The sequence below is a fragment of the Escherichia sp. E1130 genome, from assembly GCF_005781065.1.
GTDB lineage: Bacteria > Pseudomonadota > Gammaproteobacteria > Enterobacterales > Enterobacteriaceae > Escherichia.
This window is the reverse complement of record NZ_VATL01000020.1, coordinates 32,345-54,335: the sequence shown is the minus strand read 5'-3', so window position 1 is coordinate 54,335 and position 21,991 is coordinate 32,345. Positions and strand designations below refer to the sequence as shown.

At 50.6% G+C, this 21,991-nt stretch carries 22 protein-coding genes; 7 read left to right on the top strand and 15 right to left on the bottom strand.

All coding sequences use genetic code 11. From position 1 onward, the window contains the following. Nucleotide 1 precedes the first annotated feature (1 nt). The 3 genes from nanT to nanR form a co-directional block, all read right to left on the bottom strand. The gene (gene nanT / locus FEK66_RS18750; RefSeq protein WP_130204544.1) at nucleotides 2–1,492 is read right to left on the bottom strand and encodes a sialic acid transporter NanT; all 1,491 of its coding nucleotides are present in this window, start codon (nucleotides 1,490–1,492) and stop codon (nucleotides 2–4) included. A 108-nt stretch (nucleotides 1,493–1,600) separates the two neighbouring features. Beyond that, nucleotides 1,601–2,494, bottom strand: a complete 894-nt coding sequence (gene nanA / locus FEK66_RS18745; RefSeq protein ID WP_135495204.1) for an N-acetylneuraminate lyase — start codon at nucleotides 2,492–2,494, stop codon at nucleotides 1,601–1,603. A 122-nt stretch (nucleotides 2,495–2,616) separates the two neighbouring features. Then, the gene (gene nanR, locus FEK66_RS18740) at nucleotides 2,617–3,408 is read right to left on the bottom strand and encodes a transcriptional regulator NanR (RefSeq protein WP_131160901.1); all 792 of its coding nucleotides are present in this window, start codon (nucleotides 3,406–3,408) and stop codon (nucleotides 2,617–2,619) included. 380 nt (nucleotides 3,409–3,788) lie between these two features. Here nanR and dcuC point away from each other — a divergent pair, with 380 nt between their 5' ends. Continuing rightward, on the top strand, nucleotides 3,789–5,156 hold the full coding sequence (dcuC, locus tag FEK66_RS18735; RefSeq protein ID WP_135495205.1) for an anaerobic C4-dicarboxylate transporter DcuC: 1,368 nt from the start codon (nucleotides 3,789–3,791) through the stop codon (nucleotides 5,154–5,156). 43 nt (nucleotides 5,157–5,199) lie between these two features. Here the strand turns inward: dcuC and sspB are convergent, their stop codons facing one another. The 6 genes from sspB to zapE all read right to left on the bottom strand — a co-directional run bounded on the left by sspB (nucleotide 5,200) and on the right by zapE (nucleotide 9,744). Then, nucleotides 5,200–5,697, bottom strand: a complete 498-nt coding sequence (gene sspB, locus FEK66_RS18730) for a ClpXP protease specificity-enhancing factor (protein ID WP_064529500.1) — start codon at nucleotides 5,695–5,697, stop codon at nucleotides 5,200–5,202. Nucleotides 5,698–5,702: 5 nt separating this feature from the next. Further along, nucleotides 5,703–6,341: a stringent starvation protein SspA gene (gene sspA / locus FEK66_RS18725; RefSeq protein WP_000257293.1), complete on the bottom strand. Its 639-nt coding sequence runs from the start codon at nucleotides 6,339–6,341 to the stop codon at nucleotides 5,703–5,705. A 268-nt stretch (nucleotides 6,342–6,609) separates the two neighbouring features. Beyond that, nucleotides 6,610–7,404, bottom strand: coding sequence for a DUF695 domain-containing protein (locus FEK66_RS18720; RefSeq protein ID WP_135495206.1), 795 nt, complete (start codon nucleotides 7,402–7,404; stop codon nucleotides 6,610–6,612). Between the two features lie 156 nt (nucleotides 7,405–7,560). After that, nucleotides 7,561–7,953: a 30S ribosomal protein S9 gene (gene rpsI, locus FEK66_RS18715; protein ID WP_000829818.1), complete on the bottom strand. Its 393-nt coding sequence runs from the start codon at nucleotides 7,951–7,953 to the stop codon at nucleotides 7,561–7,563. Nucleotides 7,954–7,968: 15 nt separating this feature from the next. Beyond that, the gene (rplM, locus tag FEK66_RS18710) at nucleotides 7,969–8,397 is read right to left on the bottom strand and encodes a 50S ribosomal protein L13 (RefSeq protein WP_000847559.1); all 429 of its coding nucleotides are present in this window, start codon (nucleotides 8,395–8,397) and stop codon (nucleotides 7,969–7,971) included. A gap of 219 nt (nucleotides 8,398–8,616) precedes the next feature. Further along, on the bottom strand, nucleotides 8,617–9,744 hold the full coding sequence (gene zapE, locus FEK66_RS18705; RefSeq protein WP_135495207.1) for a cell division protein ZapE: 1,128 nt from the start codon (nucleotides 9,742–9,744) through the stop codon (nucleotides 8,617–8,619). A gap of 193 nt (nucleotides 9,745–9,937) precedes the next feature. Here zapE and zapG point away from each other — a divergent pair, with 193 nt between their 5' ends. The 3 genes from zapG (at nucleotide 9,938) to degS (ending at nucleotide 13,015) form a co-directional block, all read left to right on the top strand. Continuing rightward, nucleotides 9,938–10,336, top strand: a complete 399-nt coding sequence (gene zapG / locus FEK66_RS18700) for a Z-ring associated protein ZapG (protein ID WP_010345273.1) — start codon at nucleotides 9,938–9,940, stop codon at nucleotides 10,334–10,336. 154 nt (nucleotides 10,337–10,490) lie between these two features. Beyond that, nucleotides 10,491–11,858: a serine endoprotease DegQ gene (gene degQ, locus FEK66_RS18695; protein ID WP_130204532.1), complete on the top strand. Its 1,368-nt coding sequence runs from the start codon at nucleotides 10,491–10,493 to the stop codon at nucleotides 11,856–11,858. Nucleotides 11,859–11,947: 89 nt separating this feature from the next. Next, nucleotides 11,948–13,015, top strand: coding sequence for an outer membrane-stress sensor serine endopeptidase DegS (gene degS / locus FEK66_RS18690; RefSeq protein ID WP_064529496.1), 1,068 nt, complete (start codon nucleotides 11,948–11,950; stop codon nucleotides 13,013–13,015). A 62-nt stretch (nucleotides 13,016–13,077) separates the two neighbouring features. Here the strand turns inward: degS and mdh are convergent, their stop codons facing one another. Next, complete coding sequence (mdh, locus tag FEK66_RS18685) at nucleotides 13,078–14,016, bottom strand: malate dehydrogenase (protein WP_064529495.1); 939 nt, start codon at nucleotides 14,014–14,016, stop codon at nucleotides 13,078–13,080. A 434-nt stretch (nucleotides 14,017–14,450) separates the two neighbouring features. Between mdh and argR the strand changes: the two genes are divergently transcribed. After that, nucleotides 14,451–14,921 (top strand): transcriptional regulator ArgR, encoded by a 471-nt coding sequence (gene argR / locus FEK66_RS18680; protein WP_064529494.1) that lies wholly within the window; start codon nucleotides 14,451–14,453, stop codon nucleotides 14,919–14,921. 365 nt (nucleotides 14,922–15,286) lie between these two features. Then, nucleotides 15,287–15,550, top strand: coding sequence for a peroxide/acid stress response protein YhcN (yhcN, locus tag FEK66_RS18675; RefSeq protein ID WP_000695690.1), 264 nt, complete (start codon nucleotides 15,287–15,289; stop codon nucleotides 15,548–15,550). 55 nt (nucleotides 15,551–15,605) lie between these two features. Here yhcN and FEK66_RS18670 read toward each other — a convergent pair whose 3' ends face one another. From FEK66_RS18670 to aaeX, 4 genes are all read right to left on the bottom strand, one after another. Next, a complete protein-coding gene (locus FEK66_RS18670) occupies nucleotides 15,606–15,878 on the bottom strand; it encodes a barstar family protein (RefSeq protein WP_001028998.1) in 273 nt (90 codons plus the stop codon). 252 nt (nucleotides 15,879–16,130) lie between these two features. Continuing rightward, a complete protein-coding gene (gene aaeB / locus FEK66_RS18665) occupies nucleotides 16,131–18,098 on the bottom strand; it encodes a p-hydroxybenzoic acid efflux pump subunit AaeB (protein ID WP_130259118.1) in 1,968 nt (655 codons plus the stop codon). A 5-nt stretch (nucleotides 18,099–18,103) separates the two neighbouring features. Beyond that, nucleotides 18,104–19,036, bottom strand: coding sequence for a p-hydroxybenzoic acid efflux pump subunit AaeA (gene aaeA / locus FEK66_RS18660; RefSeq protein ID WP_130223742.1), 933 nt, complete (start codon nucleotides 19,034–19,036; stop codon nucleotides 18,104–18,106). Nucleotides 19,037–19,043: 7 nt separating this feature from the next. Then, nucleotides 19,044–19,247, bottom strand: coding sequence for a p-hydroxybenzoic acid efflux pump operon protein AaeX (gene aaeX, locus FEK66_RS18655; protein WP_000051841.1), 204 nt, complete (start codon nucleotides 19,245–19,247; stop codon nucleotides 19,044–19,046). 182 nt (nucleotides 19,248–19,429) lie between these two features. Here aaeX and aaeR point away from each other — a divergent pair, with 182 nt between their 5' ends. Next, on the top strand, nucleotides 19,430–20,359 hold the full coding sequence (gene aaeR, locus FEK66_RS18650; RefSeq protein WP_130204526.1) for an HTH-type transcriptional activator AaeR: 930 nt from the start codon (nucleotides 19,430–19,432) through the stop codon (nucleotides 20,357–20,359). Between the two features lie 79 nt (nucleotides 20,360–20,438). On the opposite strand, the gene tldD is transcribed toward aaeR, so the two are convergent. Then, nucleotides 20,439–21,884 carry a metalloprotease TldD gene (gene tldD / locus FEK66_RS18645; RefSeq protein ID WP_130204524.1) on the bottom strand — a complete coding sequence of 482 codons (1,446 nt, stop codon included), beginning with the start codon at nucleotides 21,882–21,884 and terminating at the stop codon, nucleotides 20,439–20,441. Nucleotides 21,885–21,991: the final 107 nt, after the last annotated feature.

Sequence of the window (21,991 nt, the reverse complement as noted above, 5' to 3'; positions counted from 1 at the left end):
ATTAACTTTTGGTTTTGACTAAATCGTTTTTGGCACCGCCAAACGGCACGGCACCGCTGAATGGTTTGCCGTCGATAGCGTCATGAGTACGTAACGCTTCCGGGCGCAACCAACGCTGAACGCGAGAAGGCATATCCAGCCCAATCAGCAGGATCACCACGAACGTCAGACTGAACGAAAGCGATCCCAGTGCCGTCCCCAGATCCAGACGTTGAGCAATCAGCGCACCAATGATCGGCGCCAGTGCGCCGCCAAGTGCGCCAACGTTATAGGTAAAGCCCAGGCCCGCTGCACGCTGGTCGGTATCGAAATAACCGCCAATCAGTTTCGGTAAGATCCCGGAGATCCCCTGACCGAGCATTTGCTGGAAGAACAGTAACAGACCAAGTACCCAGACGTTTGCGCCGCCAATCGCAAATACCGGAATAATCAGCAATTGCGAAGCTAACAGGCTACAAACATAGGCTTTGCGCGTTCCCAGCCAGTCACCGAGGAAGCCGCCGACACAGCAACCCACCGCCGCCCCAAAACCGCTAAAGAACAGCACATTGGCGACAGTATGCGGGTCATAAGCAAGATCGGTTTTCAGATATGTTGGCAGCAGTGCCTGAATCGGCCACGAGTAGAGGAAAGCAAATAACACAACCACCATCAGCATTACGCCTGTTGGCCAGCGTTTGCCCGTACTCTGTACCATAAAGCTGATAAAGATTGCGGCGCATAACAGCCCGAGAACAGCGACGATTGCGGCATTTTGCAGGTTACCGGCGAAGCAGAACCACAGCGCAGTAGCCGCCGCCAGCGTCATCACGATATTGGCGATGCGATGTTCACCACGGTAGAGAATATCCACCATCGTGCGCACCGGTGCTTTGCCCCCGTGTTTCTCTTTCCAGTCTTCCGCTTCCGGGATGTTTTTCCGCAACCAGAGAGCAAAGATGATCGGTAAGATGCCGATAAAGAACAGTGCACGCCAGCCCCAGACCGGGACTACCAGACTATAGACCTGTGCGGCAACGACAGCCCCCACAGAGAAGCCGGAAATCAGAAAACCACTGGCTTTATTACGCAAGTGTTTTGGCCAGCTTTCAATGACATAGGTGGCGCTGGAACCGTACTCACCCGCCATTCCCATGCCTATCACCAGACGAGCGATAAACATAGTGATGTAGCCAGGCGCGAAGCCGCAGGCCAGCGTCCCGACCGAGAAGAGAACGATACTGGTGACCATTGCCAGACGACGCCCGTAGCGGTCGCCCATAGCGCCAAGCATCAGGCCGCCGAACCAACGAGAGATGAAGGCTGCGGAAATCAGACTTGCCGCCTGTACCGTTGTCAGCCCGAATTCACCTTGTACTTCAGTGAGTACCAGGGCAATTAAAACGAAATCAAAACCATCAAGCAGATATCCCAACCAGGCAGCGGAAAATGCGCGCCATTGTGCGCGGTTGAGATGGCGATACCACGGGATATTCTGGGTTGTAGTACTCATTGTGAGTCTCCCGCGGTGGGCGATGCCCACACGCTTTGGTTTGAAAATTGTAGGGTACAGATGCGCTTATTTCCCCTCACCCGGTAGGGGCGAGCGAGGGGAAAGAACTCACCCGCGCTCTTGCATCAACTGCTGGGCAAGCGCCTTCAGTTCTGGCAGATATTTTTCATCAACCGGACCAAACGGTTTACGGCACAGCGGAACAGACACCACATCCATATAGTGCAGGACGGTTTTCAGGCCACGGAATACGCCAGTTTTAATCAGCAAATCAATGACTTTGTTGCACTCAGTTTGCAGTTTCTGCGCGGTCTGGATATCACCTTCTTTCAGCGCCTTCACGATACCCTGATAGCGCCAGCCCATAATGTTGTAAGTGCTGCCGATACCGCCGTCTGCGCCCGCCAGCAGGCCGGAGGCGAAGATTTCGTCGTAACCGTTATAGAGCACCAAATCCGGATGTTCGCGACGGATCTGCTCCATCTGATAGAGATCGCCAGAGGTCTGTTTCAGTGCACCTACGCCAGGTAACGTAACCAGTGTATTGATCTGATCCAGAGTCAGTTTTACCCCGCTCAATGCCGGAATGTTGTACACCACCATCGGCAAACCATCCGCCGAGTCAATGATTGCCCGATAGTGATCGCAGTGTTCTTCAAAGCTGAAAGGATAGTAGAACGGCGTAACGGCGGAGACGGCATCGAAGCCATAACGTTTGGCTGAAGCCGCAAGCTGTTGGCTTTCAGCAGTACTGACGCAACCTACGTGAGCGATTAATTTAATCTTGCCTTTCGCCTCTTCGCCGACGATTTCCAGTACCTGTTCACGCTCGGAAATGCTCTGCACAAAGGCTTCGCCTGTCGACCCCCCCACGTACAAACCGTCGATGCCCTGCTGAATATTGAACTGAACCAGGCGGCGCAGACTCGCTTTGTCCAGTGCTTGTTGTTGGTCAAAAGGAGTCAGGAGTGCGGCCATCACGCCACGTAAATTCGTTGCCATAAATACCTCTGAAGTGATGCTTGTCTGTTGAAACGATATACCTTTATACCTGTTATACCAGATCAAATAAGCAACACATCATACAGAACGCTTATAATGCGATCTGCTTCACTAAAGTGGCATTATTTCTTTTTGTGGATGGTTTGGCCGAAGGCGTGCCAGGTGGCAGAAACGCTGTTGAGATGCGATTGCAACGCGCGATCGGCTTCGTCGGGATCGTGGCGGCGGATCGCGTCAACGATCGCAATATGTTGTTGATAGCTGACGTTATTATGCTCATGCAATGCCTGATCGGCGACCGTTGGGCGCGCGGCGATCAACCAGTCGAGCAAGGCAACGTGGATTGCCTTAAAGATCGGATTACCCGGGATCTCCGCCAGTACGCGGTGGAAATCAACGTCTGAACGAATGAACGCGGCATTGTTATCCAGCGACTGACTGTTGATTTCCAGGGCTTTTGCCAGCAAATCAATTTGTTCATCGGTGGCATGTTCAGCCGCATAGCGCACCAGGCTGGACTCAAAGAACAGACGTAACTGTTCGAAATGGGCTATCCCTCCTGGATGAGAAAGGAAATCTTTCGCCATACCAGACAGCTCGCCGATGATAGTGTCCGCAGAAGGACGCGAGACGCGAGCGCGCTCACCGTTATTTATTTGCACCAGACCTTTACGCTTTAACGCCGCCAGCGCTTCACGCACCGAAGGACGCCCGACGTTAAAGAACGCCATGAGTTCGCGCTCAGACGGCAACTGCTCCCCTTCGCCAAACTCGCGGCGGCGGATCATCTGCTCCAGCTCTTCTTCCACCATTTCGGAGAGTTTTTTACGCGCCAGCGGACGGCTACGCAAGTTGCGACCAATTGCAGGTGAAGAATCTTCGTTTTGCGAATCAAATGCGTTCATAAGGCCCATTCTTTAAGGTCAGTGTGATTAACATCATCAATGACATCCTATCACAGGAATGAAAGCAGGGTGAAACGAAGGGTTTTACTCTTCGTACACCATCATTATCGTAATTAATTTAATAATTAATTTTTGCGAAAAATAAATATAACGCAGATAAAAACATCCCCGCCAAATTATTTACAAGAATATTCATAGACATTATGAATATTATGAATGTGTTCTTGCGAAATAATCATAAATATATATTTTATAATGAAAAATCCTCTTTATTACGATTAAAAAATTCGACACCAACACCATAAATAGCCTTGTAAAAAATATAACATCATTGTTTTCAATCTGCCGTTACTGGGATTGACCATATTCTTTTGACACGGAGTTGAACAATGTTCGGCATAATTATTTCTGTCATCGTGTTAATAACGATGGGCTATTTGATCCTTAAAAATTACAAACCACAGGTGGTGCTGGCCACAGCGGGTATCTTCCTGATGATGTGTGGTGCCTGGTTAGGGTTTGGGGGTGTACTCGACCCCGCCAAAAGCAGCGGCTATTTGATTGTTGATATTTATAATGAAATCCTGCGCATGCTGTCCAACCGCATTGCCGGGTTGGGGCTGTCGATTATGGCGGTGGGCGGTTATGCCCGTTACATGGAGCGCATAGGAGCCAGTCGGGCGATGGTGAGCTTGTTAAGCCGCCCGTTAAAGCTCATTCGCTCACCGTATCTCATACTGTCGGCAACTTACGTCATCGGTCAAATCATGGCGCAGTTTATTACCAGCGCCTCCGGTCTGGGTATGTTGCTGATGGTCACGTTATTTCCGACGCTGGTGAGTCTGGGAGTAAGTCGCCTCTCTGCGGTGGCGGTTATCGCGACCACCATGTCTATTGAATGGGGAATTCTGGAAACGAACTCCATTTTTGCCGCCCAGGTAGCGGGAATGAAAATCGCCACTTACTTCTTCCACTATCAGCTACCGGTCGCCTCTTGTGTCATTCTCTCAGTGGCAATCTCCCACTTTTTCGTGCAACGCGCTTTTGACAAAAAAGATAAAAATATCAATCACGAACAGGCGGAGCAAAAGGATCTCGACAATGTCCCGCCGCTCTATTACGCCATTTTACCGGTGATGCCGTTAATCCTGATGCTCGGCTCGCTGTTCCTCGCCCACGTTGGGCTGATGCAGTCAGAACTGCATCTGGTGGTGGTGATGTTACTGAGTTTGACGGTGACGATGTTTGTTGAGTTCTTCCGCAAGCATAACTTGCGCGAAACAATGGACGATGTGCAGGCGTTTTTTGACGGCATGGGTACGCAGTTTGCCAACGTGGTAACGCTGGTGATCGCTGGTGAAATATTTGCGAAAGGCTTAACGACGATTGGCACCGTTGATGCGGTTATCAAAGGCGCAGAGCATTCTGGCCTTGGTGGCATTGGCGTGATGATTATTATGGCGCTGGTAATTGCCATTTGTGCCATTGTGATGGGCTCCGGCAATGCGCCATTTATGTCATTTGCCAGCCTTATTCCGAATATCGCTGCTGGACTGCACGTACCTGCGGTAGTGATGATTATGCCGATGCACTTTGCCACAACGCTGGCGCGTGCGGTTTCGCCGATTACTGCGGTAGTGGTAGTAACTTCAGGAATAGCAGGCGTTTCGCCCTTTGAAGTGGTGAAGCGGACTGCGATCCCAATGGCAGTCGGATTCGTGGTGAATATGATTGCCACAATTACGCTATTTTATTAAGCCCTTAAAACGACAAAACAGGCCACCTGGGCCTGTTTTTGTTTTACTTCACAACGCGTAATGCCGGGCGACCACCACGTGGCGGTTGCGGCGGTTCATCATCAGGATGATTATCATCATCGCGATCTGGCTTATCGCCATCAATGACCGACATAACGGTTTCATTATCTGCCGATACATCTTCATCATTCATGATGCTGGCATCTTCGTCGTAGGCAGCTTCAGGCTCGAACATCGTGCCTGCGCCATTTTCACGGGCGTAGATAGCCAGCACAGCAGCCAGCGGTACTGAAACTTGCCGCGGGATACCGCCAAAGCGCGCGTTAAAGCGCACTTCATCATTCGCCAGTTCCAGGTTGCCGACCGCACGCGGAGCAATGTTGAGTACGATTTGCCCGTCACGTGCATATTCCATAGGAACCTGCACGCCAGGGAGCGTCACATCCACCACCAGGTGCGGCGTGAGCTGGTTATCCAGCAACCACTCATAGAATGCACGCAGCAGATAGGGACGACGTGGTGTTAGCTGTGACAAATCCATACAGATTAACTCCGGCCCAGACGCATTTCACGTTCAGCCTCGGTTAAGGAAGCAAGGAAAGAGTCACGCTCAAAGACGCGGGTCATATAGCCTTTCAGCTCTTTCGCACCCGGGCCGCTGAACTCGATGCCCAGTTGCGGCAGACGCCACAGCAGCGGAGCAAGGTAGCAATCGACCAGGCTGAACTCATCGCTCAGGAAGTACGGCTTCTGACCGAAGACCGGCGCAATAGCCAGCAGTTCTTCGCGCAGTTGCTTACGAGCGGCATCCGCTTCAGAGGCTGAACCGTTGATGATGGTGTTCATCAGCGTGTACCAGTCTTTCTCGATGCGGTGCATGTACAGGCGGCTTTCACCGCGAGCTACCGGGTAAACAGGCATCAGTGGCGGATGCGGGAAACGCTCATCCAGGTATTCCATAATGATGCGAGATTCCCACAGGGTCAGCTCACGATCCACCAGGGTCGGAACGCTCTGATTCGGGTTGAGGTCAATCAGATCCTGAGGCGGATTGTCCTTTTCCACGTGTTCGATCTCGAAACTTACACCTTTTTCAGCCAGCACGATGCGGACCTGATGGCTATAGATGTCAGTAGGACCGGAAAACAGCGTCATTACCGAACGTTTGTTGGCAGCGACAGCCATGAAAACCTCCAGGTATAGTCAGAATTTTTACTGCTACCAGCCACCAGGTGGCCAGTCAGAAGTTGTGTTACCCAGTAAGGAACGACTCTCTTTGTTCGAAAAACAAACAAAAAACGAGCAATACCCGACATTTGGGCAGAAAATTGGATGATAGTTTACCAGATTTTGCGACCTTTGTGGTGAGTCGATGCCGGAAATGGGGAAAAAGAGATGTTCCTTAGTCTGAAATGCTTGACTTAATCCCCACCAGAAATGTTGTCTATCTCTTTTACGCCGTTGCTATCGGTGCGCCCCAGCCATCAAAACTACCGCCATGCTTTTCAGCCAAATCGGTAAGCTGACATGTAATTTCGGTCATATGCCATTGTTCAGGAGCATCAGTGTTCGTAAATGACGCCATATACCCTGGTTGTTGGTCGTTCATCCGAATGCTCACCAGCGTAATGCCATATGGCAATTCCGTCACGTCCTCCGCAAAAGCGCGTGCAGCAGCTTCTGTCGGCAATGTCGCGTAGTAATCAATGGTGCGTGGAAGAGTCAAATCGTCACCATGTTCCAGCAGCCCACGGCATACGCGGGCATCGTGTATCCAGTTCCAGTCATATTTCGACGGGTACAGGAACTGGCGATAGTAATTTCCGTTATCGTTTTTACTCATACTATAGCTGCAAGAGACTTCCGGGCCACCCGCGAGCAATTTATCCAGCGTTCTTTCCCAGTCCAGATCTTTTTCCGACTGGAAAACAAAATCGCGCCAGCCCTCTTGTGTTACCACCCCCACCAACCAAATCGGTAATGCCTTGCCCCTCTCCTCAAGCCAGTCCTCTATACGATTTAAACGTTGTGTTTCATCAGGCTGCGGTAAACCGTTTTCATAACAATGGGTATAACGCACACGAAAGAACCATGTGTGGTTAAGTCGATCAAATCTTTCATCCTGAACGGCGCCGATATCAACACGTATGCCCGTGACATGGTCATCCACTGTTGTAATAAAGAACTCCCATTTATTCGACAACGTTAAAGATTCTTTCTTGTTAAACAATGCATTAAATAATCCCATCGCGATATCCTTTTCTACAGTACGTGGAAAATACTATTAAAAAGAGAATAATGCTGAAGAGAGAGGGAAAAGAGGCTGGAATCGGACTTTAGCCATAAAAAAACCCGCCGAAGCGGGTTTTTTTCGCAAATTGTATTCTGCCGAAGCAGAAAGCAATTAACGTTTGGAGAACTGCGGACGACGACGTGCTTTACGCAGACCGACTTTCTTACGTTCAACCTGACGAGCATCACGAGTAACGAAGCCAGCTTTACGCAGTTCAGAACGCAGGGATTCGTCGTACTCCATCAGAGCGCGGGTGATACCGTGACGGATCGCACCAGCCTGACCAGAGATACCACCACCTTTAACAGTGATGTACAGATCCAGTTTCTCAACCATGTCGACCAGTTCCAGCGGCTGACGAACTACCATGCGGGCAGTTTCACGACCGAAGTACTGTTCCAGAGAACGTTGGTTGATAACGATTTTACCGTTGCCCGGTTTGATGAAAACGCGAGCTGCGGAACTTTTGCGGCGACCAGTGCCGTAGTATTGATTTTCAGCCATTGCCTATAATCCCGATTAGATGTCAAGAACTTGCGGTTGCTGTGCCGCGTGGTTGTGCTCGTTACCCGCGTAAACTTTCAGTTTACGGAACATAGCACGACCCAGCGGGCCTTTTGGCAACATGCCTTTAACCGCGATTTCAATCACACGCTCAGGACGGCGAGCAATCATCTCTTCAAAGGTCGCTTGTTTGATACCACCGATGTGACCGGTGTGGTGATAGTACACTTTGTCAGTACGCTTGTTGCCGGTTACAGCAACTTTGTCAGCGTTCAGAACGATGATGTAATCACCGGTATCTACGTGCGGAGTGTATTCCGCTTTGTGCTTACCGCGCAGGCGACGAGCCAGTTCAGTAGCCAGACGGCCCAGAGTTTTACCGGTCGCGTCAACAACATACCAGTCGCGTTTTACGGTTTCTGGTTTAGCTGTAAAAGTTTTCATTAAAAGCTTACCCAATAAATAGTTACACGTTGGTGAACACCCAAACGTCTTCAATTGTTGAGGTTCACACGACAAAGTCCGGCAAACCTACCCCTTCGAATAGCCTATGCCAGCACACAAAAAGTTTCGGGAAAAAAAACTTTCTTGTAACGTGGGGTCGCAGGATTATAGAGAAGTCGGGGTCAAAGATCGACCCCTTTTTGTGATTTATGGCAGGTTTTACCCCGCCAAATGCTCGCGCTTCAAATACTCTTCGCTCTGCATCTCTTGTAGACGTGACAGGCAACGCTGGAACTCAAACTTCAGTCGCTCGCCCTGATAAATTTCATACAAAGGCACTTCTGCGCTCACCACTAATTTGACATGGCGCTCGTAAAACTCATCCACCAGCGCAATAAAACGTCGCGCTTCGCTCTCCATCAACCGCGTCATGACTGGCACATCAAACAACATCACTGTGTGAAAGAGGCGTGAGAGCGCTATATAGTCATGCTGGCTGCGGGCATCGACACACAAGGTGGTAAAAGAGACGGCAAGCGTCTGATTCTCAACGCCCATTGTCGCCAGCGGGCGATGGTTGATTTCTAACGTCGGTGAATTTTCTCGTTTCGCCCCCGCCAGAACCAACCAAAGTTTATCCATTTGCGCACGGGTTTCATCATTGAGCGGCGACAGCCACAAATGCGCCTGGGCAAGCGTCCGTAGTCGATAATCGACGCCTGCATCGACATTCATTACATCGCAATACTGTTTAATGGCGTCGATAGCCGGTAGAAAACGCGCTCGTTGCAGGCCATTACGATAAAGCTCATCAGGCGGAATATTTGACGTTGCGACCAGCGTTATTCCGCGAGCGAACAGGGCTTTCATTAAACCGCCAAGCAACATGGCATCGGTAATATCCGAAACAAAAAATTCATCAAAACAGAGGACATCGGTTTCTGCTTTGAAGCGATCGGCAATAATTTCCAGCGGGTCAGTCTGCCCCTGTAATGCAGTCAGTTCTTCATGCACGCGCAGCATAAAACGGTGAAAGTGCAGGCGCTGTTTCCGCTCACCCGGCAAACTTTGATAGAAAAGGTCCATCAGCCAGGTTTTCCCGCGTCCTACACCGCCCCACATATATAAGCCACGCACCGGCGCACTGCTTGCCTCTTCGCGCTTACCCCACAGTTTACCGACTCGCGCCATTAACCCACTCGCCCTCGCAGTGGGCGGCGTGCTGTTGATTAATTCCTGGTAGATAATCTCCAGCCGACTGACGGCCTCTTTTTGTACGTCGTCAGGTTGATGGCTGCCCTCATTGAGCGCCTTCAGGTATTGCGATGTCGGGGTAACGCTTTGCATGATGTTCTTGTTATTCCTTGAATAATCGGTGTGCCGTTGTTCACGGTTGACGAAAAAAAGGCCGTTCTACACTACGCGATATGCAGTCGGGATTCCACTTCTGTGGAATTAACGGTTATAGTGGCATAATCAGCCGCAGGCATGGAGCCTGAAGCCAACACCCTACGGAAACAAAAGACAACGGGAGATGTTCATGACCTGGGAATATGCGCTAATTGGGTTAGTCGTCGGCATCATTATTGGTGCTGTGGCCATGCGTTTTGGTAATCGTAAACTACGCCAGCAACAGGCGTTGCAGTACGAACTGGAAAAAAATAAAGCTGAACTGGACGAGTATCGCGAAGAGTTGGTTAACCACTTTGCCCGCAGCGCGGAATTACTGGATACCATGGCGCATGACTATCGCCAGTTGTATCAACACATGGCGAAAAGCTCCAGCAGCCTGCTGCCGGAACTGTCCGCAGAAGCAAACCCGTTCCGTAATCGTCTGGCTGAGTCTGAAGCCAGCAACGATCAGGCACCGGTGCAGATGCCGCGTGACTATTCTGAAGGCGCATCTGGCCTGCTGCGCACTGGCGCAAAGCGCGACTAATTTATTTTGCGGGCGCAGCCATTGCGCCCTCCTCTTCTCTCCCTCCCCGACTATCATTTAATCTGGTGTCTCATTGTTAGCCGTCTGAAAATTCAATAACATCAAACTGTTTTGAATCTCTTTTTCTTATCATTCAGGTACGAGAGCAGGAATAATGAAAAAACAAACCCAGCTGTTGAGTGCATTAGCGTTAAGTGTCGGGTTAACTCTCTCGGCGCCGTTTCAGGCTGTCGCGTCGATTCCCGGCCAGGTTGCCGGTCAGGCGCCATTGCCCAGCCTGGCCCCGATGCTGGAAAAAGTGCTTCCCGCGGTGGTAAGCGTGCGAGTTGAAGGGACTGCCAGCCAGGAACAGAAAATCCCGGAAGAATTCAAAAAATTTTTTGGCGATGATTTACCGGATCAACCTGCGCAACCCTTTGAAGGTTTAGGCTCCGGTGTCATCATCAATGCCAATAAAGGTTATGTGCTGACCAACAATCACGTCATCAATCAGGCACAGAAAATCAGTATTCAGCTCAATGACGGACGCGAGTTTGATGCGAAGTTGATTGGCAGCGACGACCAGAGCGATATCGCCCTGCTACAAATTCAGAATCCGAGCAAATTAACGCAAATCGCCATTGCCGACTCCGACAAACTACGCGTCGGTGATTTTGCCGTCGCGGTCGGTAACCCGTTTGGCCTTGGGCAAACCGCGACTTCAGGCATTGTTTCCGCATTAGGTCGCAGCGGGTTAAATCTCGAAGGTCTGGAAAACTTTATCCAGACCGATGCTTCCATTAACCGGGGTAACTCCGGCGGTGCGCTGTTAAACCTTAACGGCGAGTTGATTGGTATTAACACCGCAATTCTTGCCCCTGGCGGCGGTAGCGTCGGGATTGGCTTTGCTATCCCCAGCAATATGGCGCGTACCCTGGCGCAGCAACTTATCGACTTTGGTGAAATTAAACGCGGTCTGTTAGGCATTAAAGGTACCGAAATGAGTGCCGATATCGCCAAAGCGTTTAATTTAGATGTGCAACGTGGCGCGTTTGTCAGTGAAGTACTGCCTGGTTCTGGCTCGGCGAAAGCGGGCGTAAAAGCAGGCGATATTATTACCAGCCTCAACGGCAAACCGCTCAATAGCTTCGCCGAGTTGCGTTCCCGCATCGCCACCACTGAACCTGGTACTAAAGTGAAGCTTGGCCTGTTACGTAACGGCAAGCCGCTGGAAGTGGAAGTGACGCTTGATACCAGCACATCGTCTTCAGCCAGTGCAGAGATGATTACACCGGCGCTGGAAGGCGCAACGTTGAGTGACAGTCAGCTAAAAGATGGCGGAAAAGGCATTAAGATCGACGAAGTTGTCAAAGACAGCCCCGCCGCTCAGGCAGGTTTACAGAAAGATGATGTAATTATTGGCGTGAACCGCAATCGGGTGAACTCGATTGCTGAGATGCGCAAAGTACTGGCAACCAAACCGGCAATTATTGCCCTGCAAATCATGCGCGGTAATGAGAGCATTTACCTGCTAATGCGTTAATGTCATAAACCGGGCATCAGGCTGACGTGTGATGTCCGGTTAACTCGTGATATGCTGCTGCCGTTCCCTTTTTTAATGACGCCTCCATCATGTTTGTGAAGCTCTTACGATCCGTTGCGATTGGATTAATTGTCGGCGCTATTTTGCTGGTTGCCATGCCTTCGCTGCGCAGCATTAACCCGCTTTCCACACCGCAATTCGACAGTGCCGACGAGACGCCTGCCAGTTATAATCTGGCGGTCCGCCGCGCCGCGCCAGCGGTGGTAAATGTCTATAACCGTGGTTTGAACACATCCTCACACAACCAGCTTGAGATCCGTACGCTAGGGTCAGGTGTGATCATGGATCAACGTGGTTATATCATTACCAATAAACATGTAATCAACGACGCCGATCAGATCATCGTCGCCTTACAGGATGGTCGTGTATTTGAAGCGCTGCTGGTTGGCTCTGATTCACTGACCGATCTGGCGGTGCTCAAAATTAATGCCACTGGCGGTTTACCCACCATTCCAATCAATTCTCGTCGCATACCGCACATTGGCGATGTAGTGCTGGCGATCGGTAACCCGTACAACCTCGGGCAAACCATTACCCAGGGGATTATCAGCGCCACGGGTCGCATCGGCCTGAACCCGACCGGGCGGCAAAACTTTCTGCAAACCGATGCATCCATTAACCACGGCAACTCCGGCGGTGCACTGGTGAACTCGCTGGGCGAACTGATGGGCATCAACACACTGTCGTTTGATAAGAGTAACGATGGCGAAACTCCAGAAGGCATCGGTTTTGCCATTCCCTTCCAGTTGGCAACCAAAATTATGGATAAGCTAATCCGCGATGGACGTGTTATTCGTGGCTATATCGGTATTGGCGGCCGCGAAATCGCACCATTACACGCGCAAGGTGGTGGTATCGATCAACTGCAAGGGATTGTGGTTAATGAAGTGTCACCTGATGGCCCGGCGGCTAATGCCGGTATCCAGGTCAACGATCTGATTATCTCGGTGGACAACAAACCTGCAATCTCCGCTCTGGAGACAATGGATCAAGTGGCAGAAATTCGACCAGGTTCGGTGATTCCGGTGGTGGTGATGCGTGACGATAAAAAACTGACATTGCAGGTCACTATTCAGGAATATCCAGCGACCAATTAAGTCGTGCGCTCAAAACAAAAAACCGGAGACGTTGCTCCGGTTTTTTATTATTCGTTAATCAATTACTTATTAACGAACTCTTCGCCCAGGGCGATATCTTTCTTCAGCGTATCCAGCATTCCTTCCAGCGCGTTCTGTTCAAATGCGCTCAGAGTACCGATGGATTTACGCTCTTCTACGCCATTTTTACCCAGCAGAAGCGGTTGAGAGAAGAAACGAGCATACTGGCCGTCACCTTCAACGTAGGCACATTCAACGACACCTTTTTCGCCTTGCAACGCACGAACCAGAGACAGGCCGAAGCGTGCAGCTGCCTGGCCCATGGACAGGGTTGCAGACCCGCCACCGGCTTTCGCTTCAACCACTTCCGTACCCGCGTTCTGGATACGTTTGGTCAGATCAGCAACTTCCTGCTCGGTAAAGCTTACGCCAGGAACTTGAGACAGCAGCGGCAGAATGGTAACGCCAGAGTGACCGCCAATAACCGGAACTTCAACTTCACCCGGCTGTTTGCCTTTCAGTTCAGCGACAAACGTATTAGAACGGATGATATCCAGCGTGGTGACGCCAAACAGTTTGTTCTTGTCATACACACCCGCTTTCTTCAGCACTTCCGCAGCGATTGCTACCGTGGTGTTTACCGGGTTTGTGATGATACCGATGCACGCTTTCGGGCAGGTTGTCGCAATTTGCTGTACCAGATTCTTCACGATACCGGCGTTGACGTTAAACAGGTCGGAACGATCCATCCCGGGTTTACGCGCTACACCTGCGGAGATTAGAACCACATCAGCGCCTTCCAGCGCAGGGGTCGCATCTTCACCAGAAAAACCTTTGATTTTCACAGCAGTAGGGATATGGCTCAGGTCGACGGCCACACCGGGAGTGACTGGAGCGATATCATACAGGGAGAGTTCTGAACCTGAAGGCAGTTGGGTTTTTAACAGTAATGCAAGCGCCTGGCCAATACCGCCAGCAGCGCCGAGGACTGCGACTTTCATCCTAAACTCCTTATTATATTGATAAACTAAGATATGTTGCTCCGCTGCCGCGACCTTAATCCACAAATTAACAGTTTACAATGACCACTTCTCAAGAATGTGTAGTCACGCAAATTTGGCGTTTATGCATTTAATTGACGTAATCAGGAACCTAACTTACGTAATTAACAGCCGCTTATGCATCAGAGCAACATTCCAACAGGTGGTGACAATATACCCTACCGTTCAGCCAAAACAACATCAATTTGATAACAATTAATTTACTTTTAAGCGGAATTTGCGCGCCGTGACGCAGGCATGTTTCTCAATCACGAAATTTGATAAAATCCCGCTCTTTCATAACATTATTTCAGCCTTCTCCAGGGCAGACTGTTTGCATAAAAATTCATCTGTATGCACAATAATGTTGTATCAACCACCATATCGGGTGACTTATGCGAAGCTCGTCTAAGCAAGAAGAATTAGTTAAAGCGTTTAAAGCGTTACTTAAAGAAGAGAAATTTAGCTCCCAGGGCGAAATCGTCGCCGCATTGCAGGAGCAAGGCTTTGACAATATTAATCAGTCTAAAGTCTCGCGGATGTTGACCAAATTTGGTGCTGTACGTACCCGCAATGCAAAGATGGAAATGGTTTACTGCCTGCCAGCTGAACTGGGCGTACCAACCACCTCCAGTCCGTTGAAGAATCTGGTGCTGGATATCGACTACAACGACGCTGTTGTTGTAATACATACCAGTCCTGGCGCGGCGCAGTTGATTGCGCGTCTGCTGGACTCTCTGGGCAAAGCAGAAGGTATTCTTGGCACCATCGCAGGTGATGACACCATCTTTACCACCCCTGCTAAAGGTTTCACCGTCAAAGACCTGTACGAAGCGATTTTAGAGCTGTTCGACCAGGAGCTTTAATCTCTGCCCCGTCGCTTCTGGCGGCGGGGAAAATATTGCATTCTCCATTCATCGCCCTGCTTTTCCCTGCCATTCATTTAACGAATAGTGCGTTTTATAGCGACAAAACATTCACACAACAAATACACAGAGCAAAAAACGCACATTTTGCAAAAACACATATCTTATTGAAATGAATGTTATTTCCACTAAACACCCGTATTTTTAATTCACTTTTGTTATAAAAATTAATCTTTTTAACAATTCTCACTCAATAGAAACAGTTAGCGTGGTATTAATTAGCTCAATAATTAGTGTATACTTAATTTTGTGATATGGGTCACGAAACAAAGGCCCAGCTAAAAGATTATGTCGAGGTAAAAATCATGAAAATCAAAACCACTGTTGCTGCATTAAGTGTGCTCTCTGTCCTCTCTTTCGGTGCTTTCGCTGCCGATTCCATTGATGCTGCACAAGCTCAAAATCGTGAAGCCATCGGCACCGTGTCCGTCAGCGGTGTAGCATCTTCTCCAATGGATATGCGTGAAATGCTGAACAAAAAAGCGGAAGAGAAAGGCGCGACTGCTTACCAGATTACCGAAGCGCGTAGCGGCGATACCTGGCACGCCACAGCTGAACTGTACAAATAAACCCTCATCGTCTTGTCCGACGACATTGCCCCCGGTTTGGGGGCTTTTTTTTGCGCTAGTGACGAACATTAAAACGCAAATGCCCTTCCAGCTCTTCCTCCGCCTCATCAAACAGCAATATTAACGCGCCAAAACGCCGACGCGTTTTTTCTCCCAGATGAACAAATTCGATCTCCAGCGGTAGCGGCAGAACATCGTTCATTAATACATCCCACAGTGAGTCGAGATCGCGCACCTTATCTTTCGCCAGACCAAAGGTTTGGCGAAAGTCGCGATAAAAGTCCTCCTGACTCTCAATCTCATCAAAATCAAAGCTATAGATATTCATCTGTTGCCACCGTCACGTTTCGCGGCGAGTTCTGCCGTTCATCGCTAAGTATAGACATGAAAAAACCGACGCTTTTGGCATCGGTTTCTGATTACTGACAAAGTGCACTTTGTTCACGCCGGATGCGGCGTGAACGCCTTATTCGGCCTACCAGGGGGTGCAAATTCAATATAGGCCTGATAAGCGTAGCGCATCAGACAATTTGGAGTATGTCAGCAATCTCAACCGACACCTTTTGGCGTCGGCTTTGACTTAATTATCGGTTAGCGCGTGCTGGTATTTATGCAGCATACCGGTAAGCCGATGCACCGGTTCCGTGACCTGCGGCGGCGCTTGCCAGATGCGTAGTTTTTCCTGGTAGATATCCAGTTCTTCCAGCAACTGACCGAAGTAACGACGGCGTTTGTCATCGCTGCGGGCAGAAATCACATGGTCCGCTGTGCGGCGCATTTGTCGGTGAAATGCCGATAAATCATCATTCACGGGTATCGGCGCATCACGCAATCGCTGGTGAGCGATAATCATCGTTAACGCCAGGCGAAACTTCGGCAAATCGCCGGGAAATTTATTCATCAGCAAAAACAACTGCTGATAAAGCGCTGGCAGATGGTTCTCTTTACGCCGGGCGACATTGGTGGTCATCGCGGAAACAGCGGCAGAAACAAACTGATTAAGCAGCACGCGTCCTGTCCTGTCGCGCGATTTATCCCGCACCAGTAGAATGACGATGAACGCCAGCACACAGCCCACGATTTGCCCCAGCGCGCTATCGAGAAACTGACTGAACTGAAAGGTCATCGGGTTATCCAACACGATAATATTAATCGTACTGGCCAGCGCGCCCATCGATCCCAACCGCCGTTTCTGCACTTCAATACCAAGGAAAAATCCCAGCACCGCCAGGCTAAGGCACAGCAGCAACATACTCTGTTGGGTATTGGGGATAATCACCAAAAAATAGAGCAGTCCTAACGGTAGCGCCGCTACCGTGCCGTAGATAAAGTCGATCGCCACCATGCGTGGATTAGGTAAACGCATTGCCAGCGACGTTACGACGGCAATCATCACCATTGCGCCACTGCCGGAGGTCCATCCGGTCCACAGCCAGAACAAAGTCCCCAGCATGCAGGACAGCGTGGTACGCCAGAAGTTGACCATTGCATGATGGCGCTCGGCGGATTCTACTTTTACTTCCGGCTCACCTTGCAGGATCTCTTCTTCAGTGGCGTTAATTTTGGTGTTACTGATAACGCCTCGCTTGAGCAACTGATAACGCGTTGCCGCCGCAACCCAGCTATAAATAGTGATGGGTGTTTCACGTTCCCCGGTCCAGGCAATCACTCGCCGCAGGCGTTTTAGCTGCTTATGGACGTCCTGCGCAGTTTCTACCGGCGTGTCAAAAAATTCGCGGAAGGTATCAGTGATCAACTCCGGGCGCGAGTTCTGAATGAGATAAGTTTCGCAGGACTGGGTTACCAGCGTCAGCGACAACGTGTTGATCGCTTTTAAACGCCGATTGGCACGCGCCCAGCGGGAAGATTCCATGTTCAGATTGCTACGCATCCCTTGCAGCGCCGTGGTGCGGCGAACCAGGTCGCCCCAGGCCTTATCAACAATCTCGCCATCACCATGTTTGATGCATAATTGCATTAGTTGATATTGCGCCACCAGCAAACTTTCCAGCTCTCGATCCACTTCTTGTTTGATCGATCGTGGAGAAAAGAGCAGATCCGCCACAATAGCACACACAATACCAATGACGATTTCACTACAACGTTCAACGGCAAACTGCGGCGTCAGCAGCGGTTCTGGCTGAATGGTGATCACAATGATCAGCGCTGTATAACCGGCAAGCCCCCACGCATAGGAGTTCTCTACTCGTACCAGCGAGGAGAGCCAGGTACAAAAACCGGCCCAGATACAGCACACCAGAATCATCAACAATGGTGCACGGATCATCGCAATAATGATCACCAGCCCGGCAATACAACCGATAAATGTACCGATGATGCGCAAAAAGCCGCGATAGCGGATGGCACCAGAGTACGGTTCGCCACCGGCGGCAAAGGCAGGACCGGCGGCAACAATCGCCGCAGTCAGAACAGCCCAGCGTGGTGTTTCAAGCTGAAAATGAAAGCCAACAAACAGCGCCAGCACAATGGCGGTCGCCAGTTTTACCGCGAAGCGAATATGTTGGTTAGCAATGGAGAAAATACCCATCGTGATTAACCAAACTCACGCAGGCGATGGGCCATTTTACGGAAGAACGAATCCTGACTTTCATCGCGATCTTGTTTACCCGTAACCACCACAGTAGCGGTAGTCCCCGCAGGCCAGATGTTATCTTGCTGGTTGTCGAGACGAATACGTACCGGGACACGTTGCGCCAGACGCACCCATTCAAGGTTGGAATCGATGGTCGCCATCCCTTTGTCGTCACGCGTACTGCTGGCGTTAGTGACCCCAGCGGCAACACTATCGACAGTCCCTTTCAGCACTTTATTGCTACCAAGCGGCGTAATTTCTGCGCGATACCCAGAACGTACCCCTTCCAGCTTGGTTTCTTCCATATAGGCCAGCACATAGAAGGAGTTCTGTTTCACCAGCGCTACAGCCGTTGAACCACGCGTAATAAATTCACCGGTATAGACGTTGAGGTTGGTCACCCAGCCATCTGCTGGCGCGCGGATCACGGTACGTTCAAGATCCAGTTTTGCCAGATCGCGGGTTGCCTGAGCTTTCGCTAACTGATGCAGGACCGTTTGCAGCACGTTATTGGCCTGGTCTATCTCTTCGCGAGACATCGCCTGTATGCCGAGACGGTTGCGACGTCCAGCTTCCTGGCGTTTTTCCTGCGCCAGTACCTGATAATAGGCAACATCAGCTTCTGCTTCTTCGAGGGCCTTTTGGTAGCGTGGTTGGTCGATGGTGAACAGTACCTGTCCTTTTTTCACCAGCTGGTTATCATGAACATTCACTTGGGTGATGAGTCCGGAGACATCCGGCGCAATCGCGACCACATCGGCGCTAAAGCGCGCGTCACGCGTCCACGGAGATTCGGTGTAATAGACCCAGGCATTAAAAATTGCGATGAAGGCCAGAATGACTAATACGACCGTGATGGCCGTACGGGAGAATTTTCTTATTAGCGTTTTCACTTCAACCTCAAACGAACAGTCGCGATATCAAATAAAACAAACAGCAATAGAGCGCGGTGTTGAACAGCGCCGGATGCCAGACGAAGTCGTAGATACCTGTTGGCACAAGGACCCGGCGCACCAGCCAGAAAATCGCCAGTGATAAAAGCAATTCGAAAAATATCGGTGGGAAGGACAGCCCAAACACCACGATAACGGGAAACAGACTCATGTTGACCTTGGTTGTATAGAGAGAGCAGGTGTTATTATTTTCAGCATCTGTCGCCGCAGAGAAGGGCATAGAAAGCCGGGCGAGAGCAACATTGCTGTAGATTGATATTTAATATATTAGCGTAACTGTTATGCTGTTATCTATATTATGTGATCTAAATCACTTTTAAGTCAGAGTGAATAATGGAACGACTAAAACGCATGTCGGTTTTCGCCAAAGTGGTTGAATTTGGTTCGTTTACCGCCGCCGCCAGACAGCTTCAAATGAGCGTTTCATCCATCAGTCAGACGGTGTCTAAACTGGAAGATGAGTTGCAGGTAAAGTTGTTAAACCGCAGCACACGCAGCATTGGCCTGACCGAAGCAGGTAGAATTTACTACCAGGGCTGCCGTCGGATGCTCCATGAAGTGCAGGATGTCCATGAGCAACTGTACGCCTTCAATAACACGCCTATCGGGACGCTGCGCATTGGCTGTTCTTCAACTATGGCTCAAAATGTTCTCGCTGGGCTGACGGCAAAAATGTTGAAAGAGTACCCTGGTTTAAGCGTCAATCTGGTTACCGGAATTCCTGCACCCGACCTGATTGCCGACGGCCTGGATGTCGTGATCCGCGTCGGCGCGTTGCAGGATTCCAGCCTATTTTCCCGCCGTCTGGGGGCGATGCCGATGGTGGTGTGCGCCGCTAAAAGTTATCTCACACAGTATGGCGTACCGGAAAAACCCGCCGATTTAAGTAGCCATTCATGGCTTGAATACAGCGTGCGTCCGGACAATGAATTTGAACTGATCGCGCCAGAAGGGATTTCGACTCGCCTCATCCCACAAGGACGGTTTGTCACTAATGATCCAATGACGCTGGTGCGCTGGTTAACGGCAGGCGCTGGGATCGCGTATGTACCGCTGATGTGGGTGATCAATGAGATCAATCGTGGGGAGCTGGAGATCCTGCTGCCGCGTTATCAGTCGGATCCACGCCCGGTTTATGCACTGTATACCGAAAAAGATAAGCTGCCACTGAAGGTGCAGGTCGTGATCAACTCACTGACGGATTATTTTGTCGAGGTCGGTAAGTTGTTTCAGGAGATGCACGGGCGCGGGAAAGAGAAGTAATTCATGTGCGTGCCGGATAAGGCGTTTACGCCGCATCCGGCAACCAATGCCTGATGCGACGCTTACTGGCCTGGATAGATTACGCGGTACCGCCAACGGTCAGGTTGTCGACTTTGAGCGTCGGCTGGCCCACGCCAACTGGCAAACTCTGCCCTTCTTTACCACAGACACCCACGCCGTTATCCAGTTTCAGGTCGTTGCCCACCATCGAAATTTGCTGCATGGTTTCGATACCGGAACCAATCAGCGTTGCGCCTTTCACCGGTTTCGTCACTTTACCGTTTTCAATCAGATACGCTTCTGAGGTGGAGAAGACAAATTTGCCGGAGGTGATATCCACCTGACCGCCGCCGAAGTTCGGCGCATAGATGCCATACTCGACGGATTCAATGATTTCCTGCGGCGTCGATTTACCCGGCAGCATGTAGGTGTTGGTCATACGCGGCATGGGCAGGTGTGCATAGGATTCACGACGACCATTACCGGTCGGCGCCATACCCATTAAGCGAGCGTTGAGTTTATCCTGCATGTAACCTTTCAGGATCCCATTTTCAATCAGCACGTTGTACTGACCCGGCGTACCTTCGTCATCAATCGCCACCGAACCACGGCGATCAACCATCGTGCCATCATCCACTACCGTACACAGTTCAGATGCTACCAGTTCGCCGACCTGGCCACTAAAGACCGAAGTGCCACGGCGGTTAAAGTCGCCTTCCAGACCGTGACCTACCGCTTCATGTAACAGCACGCCCGGCCAGCCTGCGCCAAGTACTACCGGCATGGTGCCCGCAGGCGCGGCAACGGCAGAAAGATTGACCAGCGCCATACGCACTGCTTCTTTCGCCCATGCATCCGCACGGACTTCACCGTCGAGATCGGCAAGGAAAAATTCATAACCAAAACGACCGCCGCCGCCGCTGGCACCGCGTTCGCGTTTACCGTCTTCTTCGACCAGAACGCTTACTGAGAGGCGCACCAGTGGACGGACATCTGCCGCCAGGGTGCCGTCGGTGGCCGCAACCAGAATTAATTCATAGACGCCACTGAGGCTGGCAGTCACTTCCTGTACGCGTTTGTCGGCTTCACGGGCAACTTTATCGACGCGACGTAAAATATCCAGTTTCTCCTCGCGGCTCATGCTTTGCAGCGGATCAAGCGAGGTATACAGCGGGCTATGCTCTACCGCGCCCAACGTCTGTACTTTGCCATCACCACTGTCACGGACAATGGTACGCGCCGCTTGTGCGCTCTGTTCCAGGGCCAGCAGGCTGATTTGGTCGGCGTAAGCAAAACCGGTTTTTTCACCGCTGACTGCACGCACGCCAACGCCCTGATCGATGTTGTAAGAACCATCTTTGATAATGCGGTCTTCTAAAACCCAGGATTCGTGATAGCTCGACTGAAAATAGAGATCGCCGTAATCGAGGCGACGTTCGGCCAGTTGACCGAGAATCGCGAACAAATCCTGATGTTTCAGGCCGTTCGCCGCTAGCAATTGTTCACTTACCAGGTTCAGACTCATCGTTTTTGTTACTCGTTAGTTACTTCGGTAGAGGATTTTTTACGGCTGCCGGATGCGGCGTGAACGCCTTATCCGACCTACGGTTATGTTCCGACTCGTTGGCCTTT

Bases quoted from the DNA above. Each gene is read 5' to 3' on its own strand.
- rpsI (WP_000829818.1), bottom strand. From the start codon at position 7,953: ATGGCTGAAAATCAATACTACGGCACTGGTCGCCGCAAAAGTTCCGCA.
- nanR (WP_131160901.1), bottom strand. From the start codon at position 3,408: ATGGGCCTTATGAACGCATTTGATTCGCAAAACGAAGATTCTTCACCT.
- mdh (WP_064529495.1), bottom strand. From the start codon at position 14,016: ATGAAAGTCGCAGTCCTCGGCGCTGCTGGCGGTATTGGCCAGGCGCTT.
- aaeB (WP_130259118.1), bottom strand. From the start codon at position 18,098: ATGGGTATTTTCTCCATTGCTAACCAACATATTCGCTTCGCGGTAAAA.
- FEK66_RS18670 (WP_001028998.1), bottom strand. From the start codon at position 15,878: ATGAATATCTATAGCTTTGATTTTGATGAGATTGAGAGTCAGGAGGAC.
- sspA (WP_000257293.1), bottom strand. From the start codon at position 6,341: ATGGCTGTCGCTGCCAACAAACGTTCGGTAATGACGCTGTTTTCCGGT.
- yhcN (WP_000695690.1), top strand. From the start codon at position 15,287: ATGAAAATCAAAACCACTGTTGCTGCATTAAGTGTGCTCTCTGTCCTC.
- nanA (WP_135495204.1), bottom strand. From the start codon at position 2,494: ATGGCAACGAATTTACGTGGCGTGATGGCCGCACTCCTGACTCCTTTT.
- aaeR (WP_130204526.1), top strand. From the start codon at position 19,430: ATGGAACGACTAAAACGCATGTCGGTTTTCGCCAAAGTGGTTGAATTT.
- FEK66_RS18720 (WP_135495206.1), bottom strand. From the start codon at position 7,404: ATGGGATTATTTAATGCATTGTTTAACAAGAAAGAATCTTTAACGTTG.
- sspB (WP_064529500.1), bottom strand. From the start codon at position 5,697: ATGGATTTGTCACAGCTAACACCACGTCGTCCCTATCTGCTGCGTGCA.
- zapE (WP_135495207.1), bottom strand. From the start codon at position 9,744: ATGCAAAGCGTTACCCCGACATCGCAATACCTGAAGGCGCTCAATGAG.
- aaeX (WP_000051841.1), bottom strand. From the start codon at position 19,247: ATGAGTCTGTTTCCCGTTATCGTGGTGTTTGGGCTGTCCTTCCCACCG.
- tldD (WP_130204524.1), bottom strand. From the start codon at position 21,884: ATGAGTCTGAACCTGGTAAGTGAACAATTGCTAGCGGCGAACGGCCTG.
- rplM (WP_000847559.1), bottom strand. From the start codon at position 8,397: ATGAAAACTTTTACAGCTAAACCAGAAACCGTAAAACGCGACTGGTAT.
- nanT (WP_130204544.1), bottom strand. From the start codon at position 1,492: ATGAGTACTACAACCCAGAATATCCCGTGGTATCGCCATCTCAACCGC.
- dcuC (WP_135495205.1), top strand. From the start codon at position 3,789: ATGTTCGGCATAATTATTTCTGTCATCGTGTTAATAACGATGGGCTAT.
- degS (WP_064529496.1), top strand. From the start codon at position 11,948: ATGTTTGTGAAGCTCTTACGATCCGTTGCGATTGGATTAATTGTCGGC.
- zapG (WP_010345273.1), top strand. From the start codon at position 9,938: ATGACCTGGGAATATGCGCTAATTGGGTTAGTCGTCGGCATCATTATT.
- argR (WP_064529494.1), top strand. From the start codon at position 14,451: ATGCGAAGCTCGTCTAAGCAAGAAGAATTAGTTAAAGCGTTTAAAGCG.
- degQ (WP_130204532.1), top strand. From the start codon at position 10,491: ATGAAAAAACAAACCCAGCTGTTGAGTGCATTAGCGTTAAGTGTCGGG.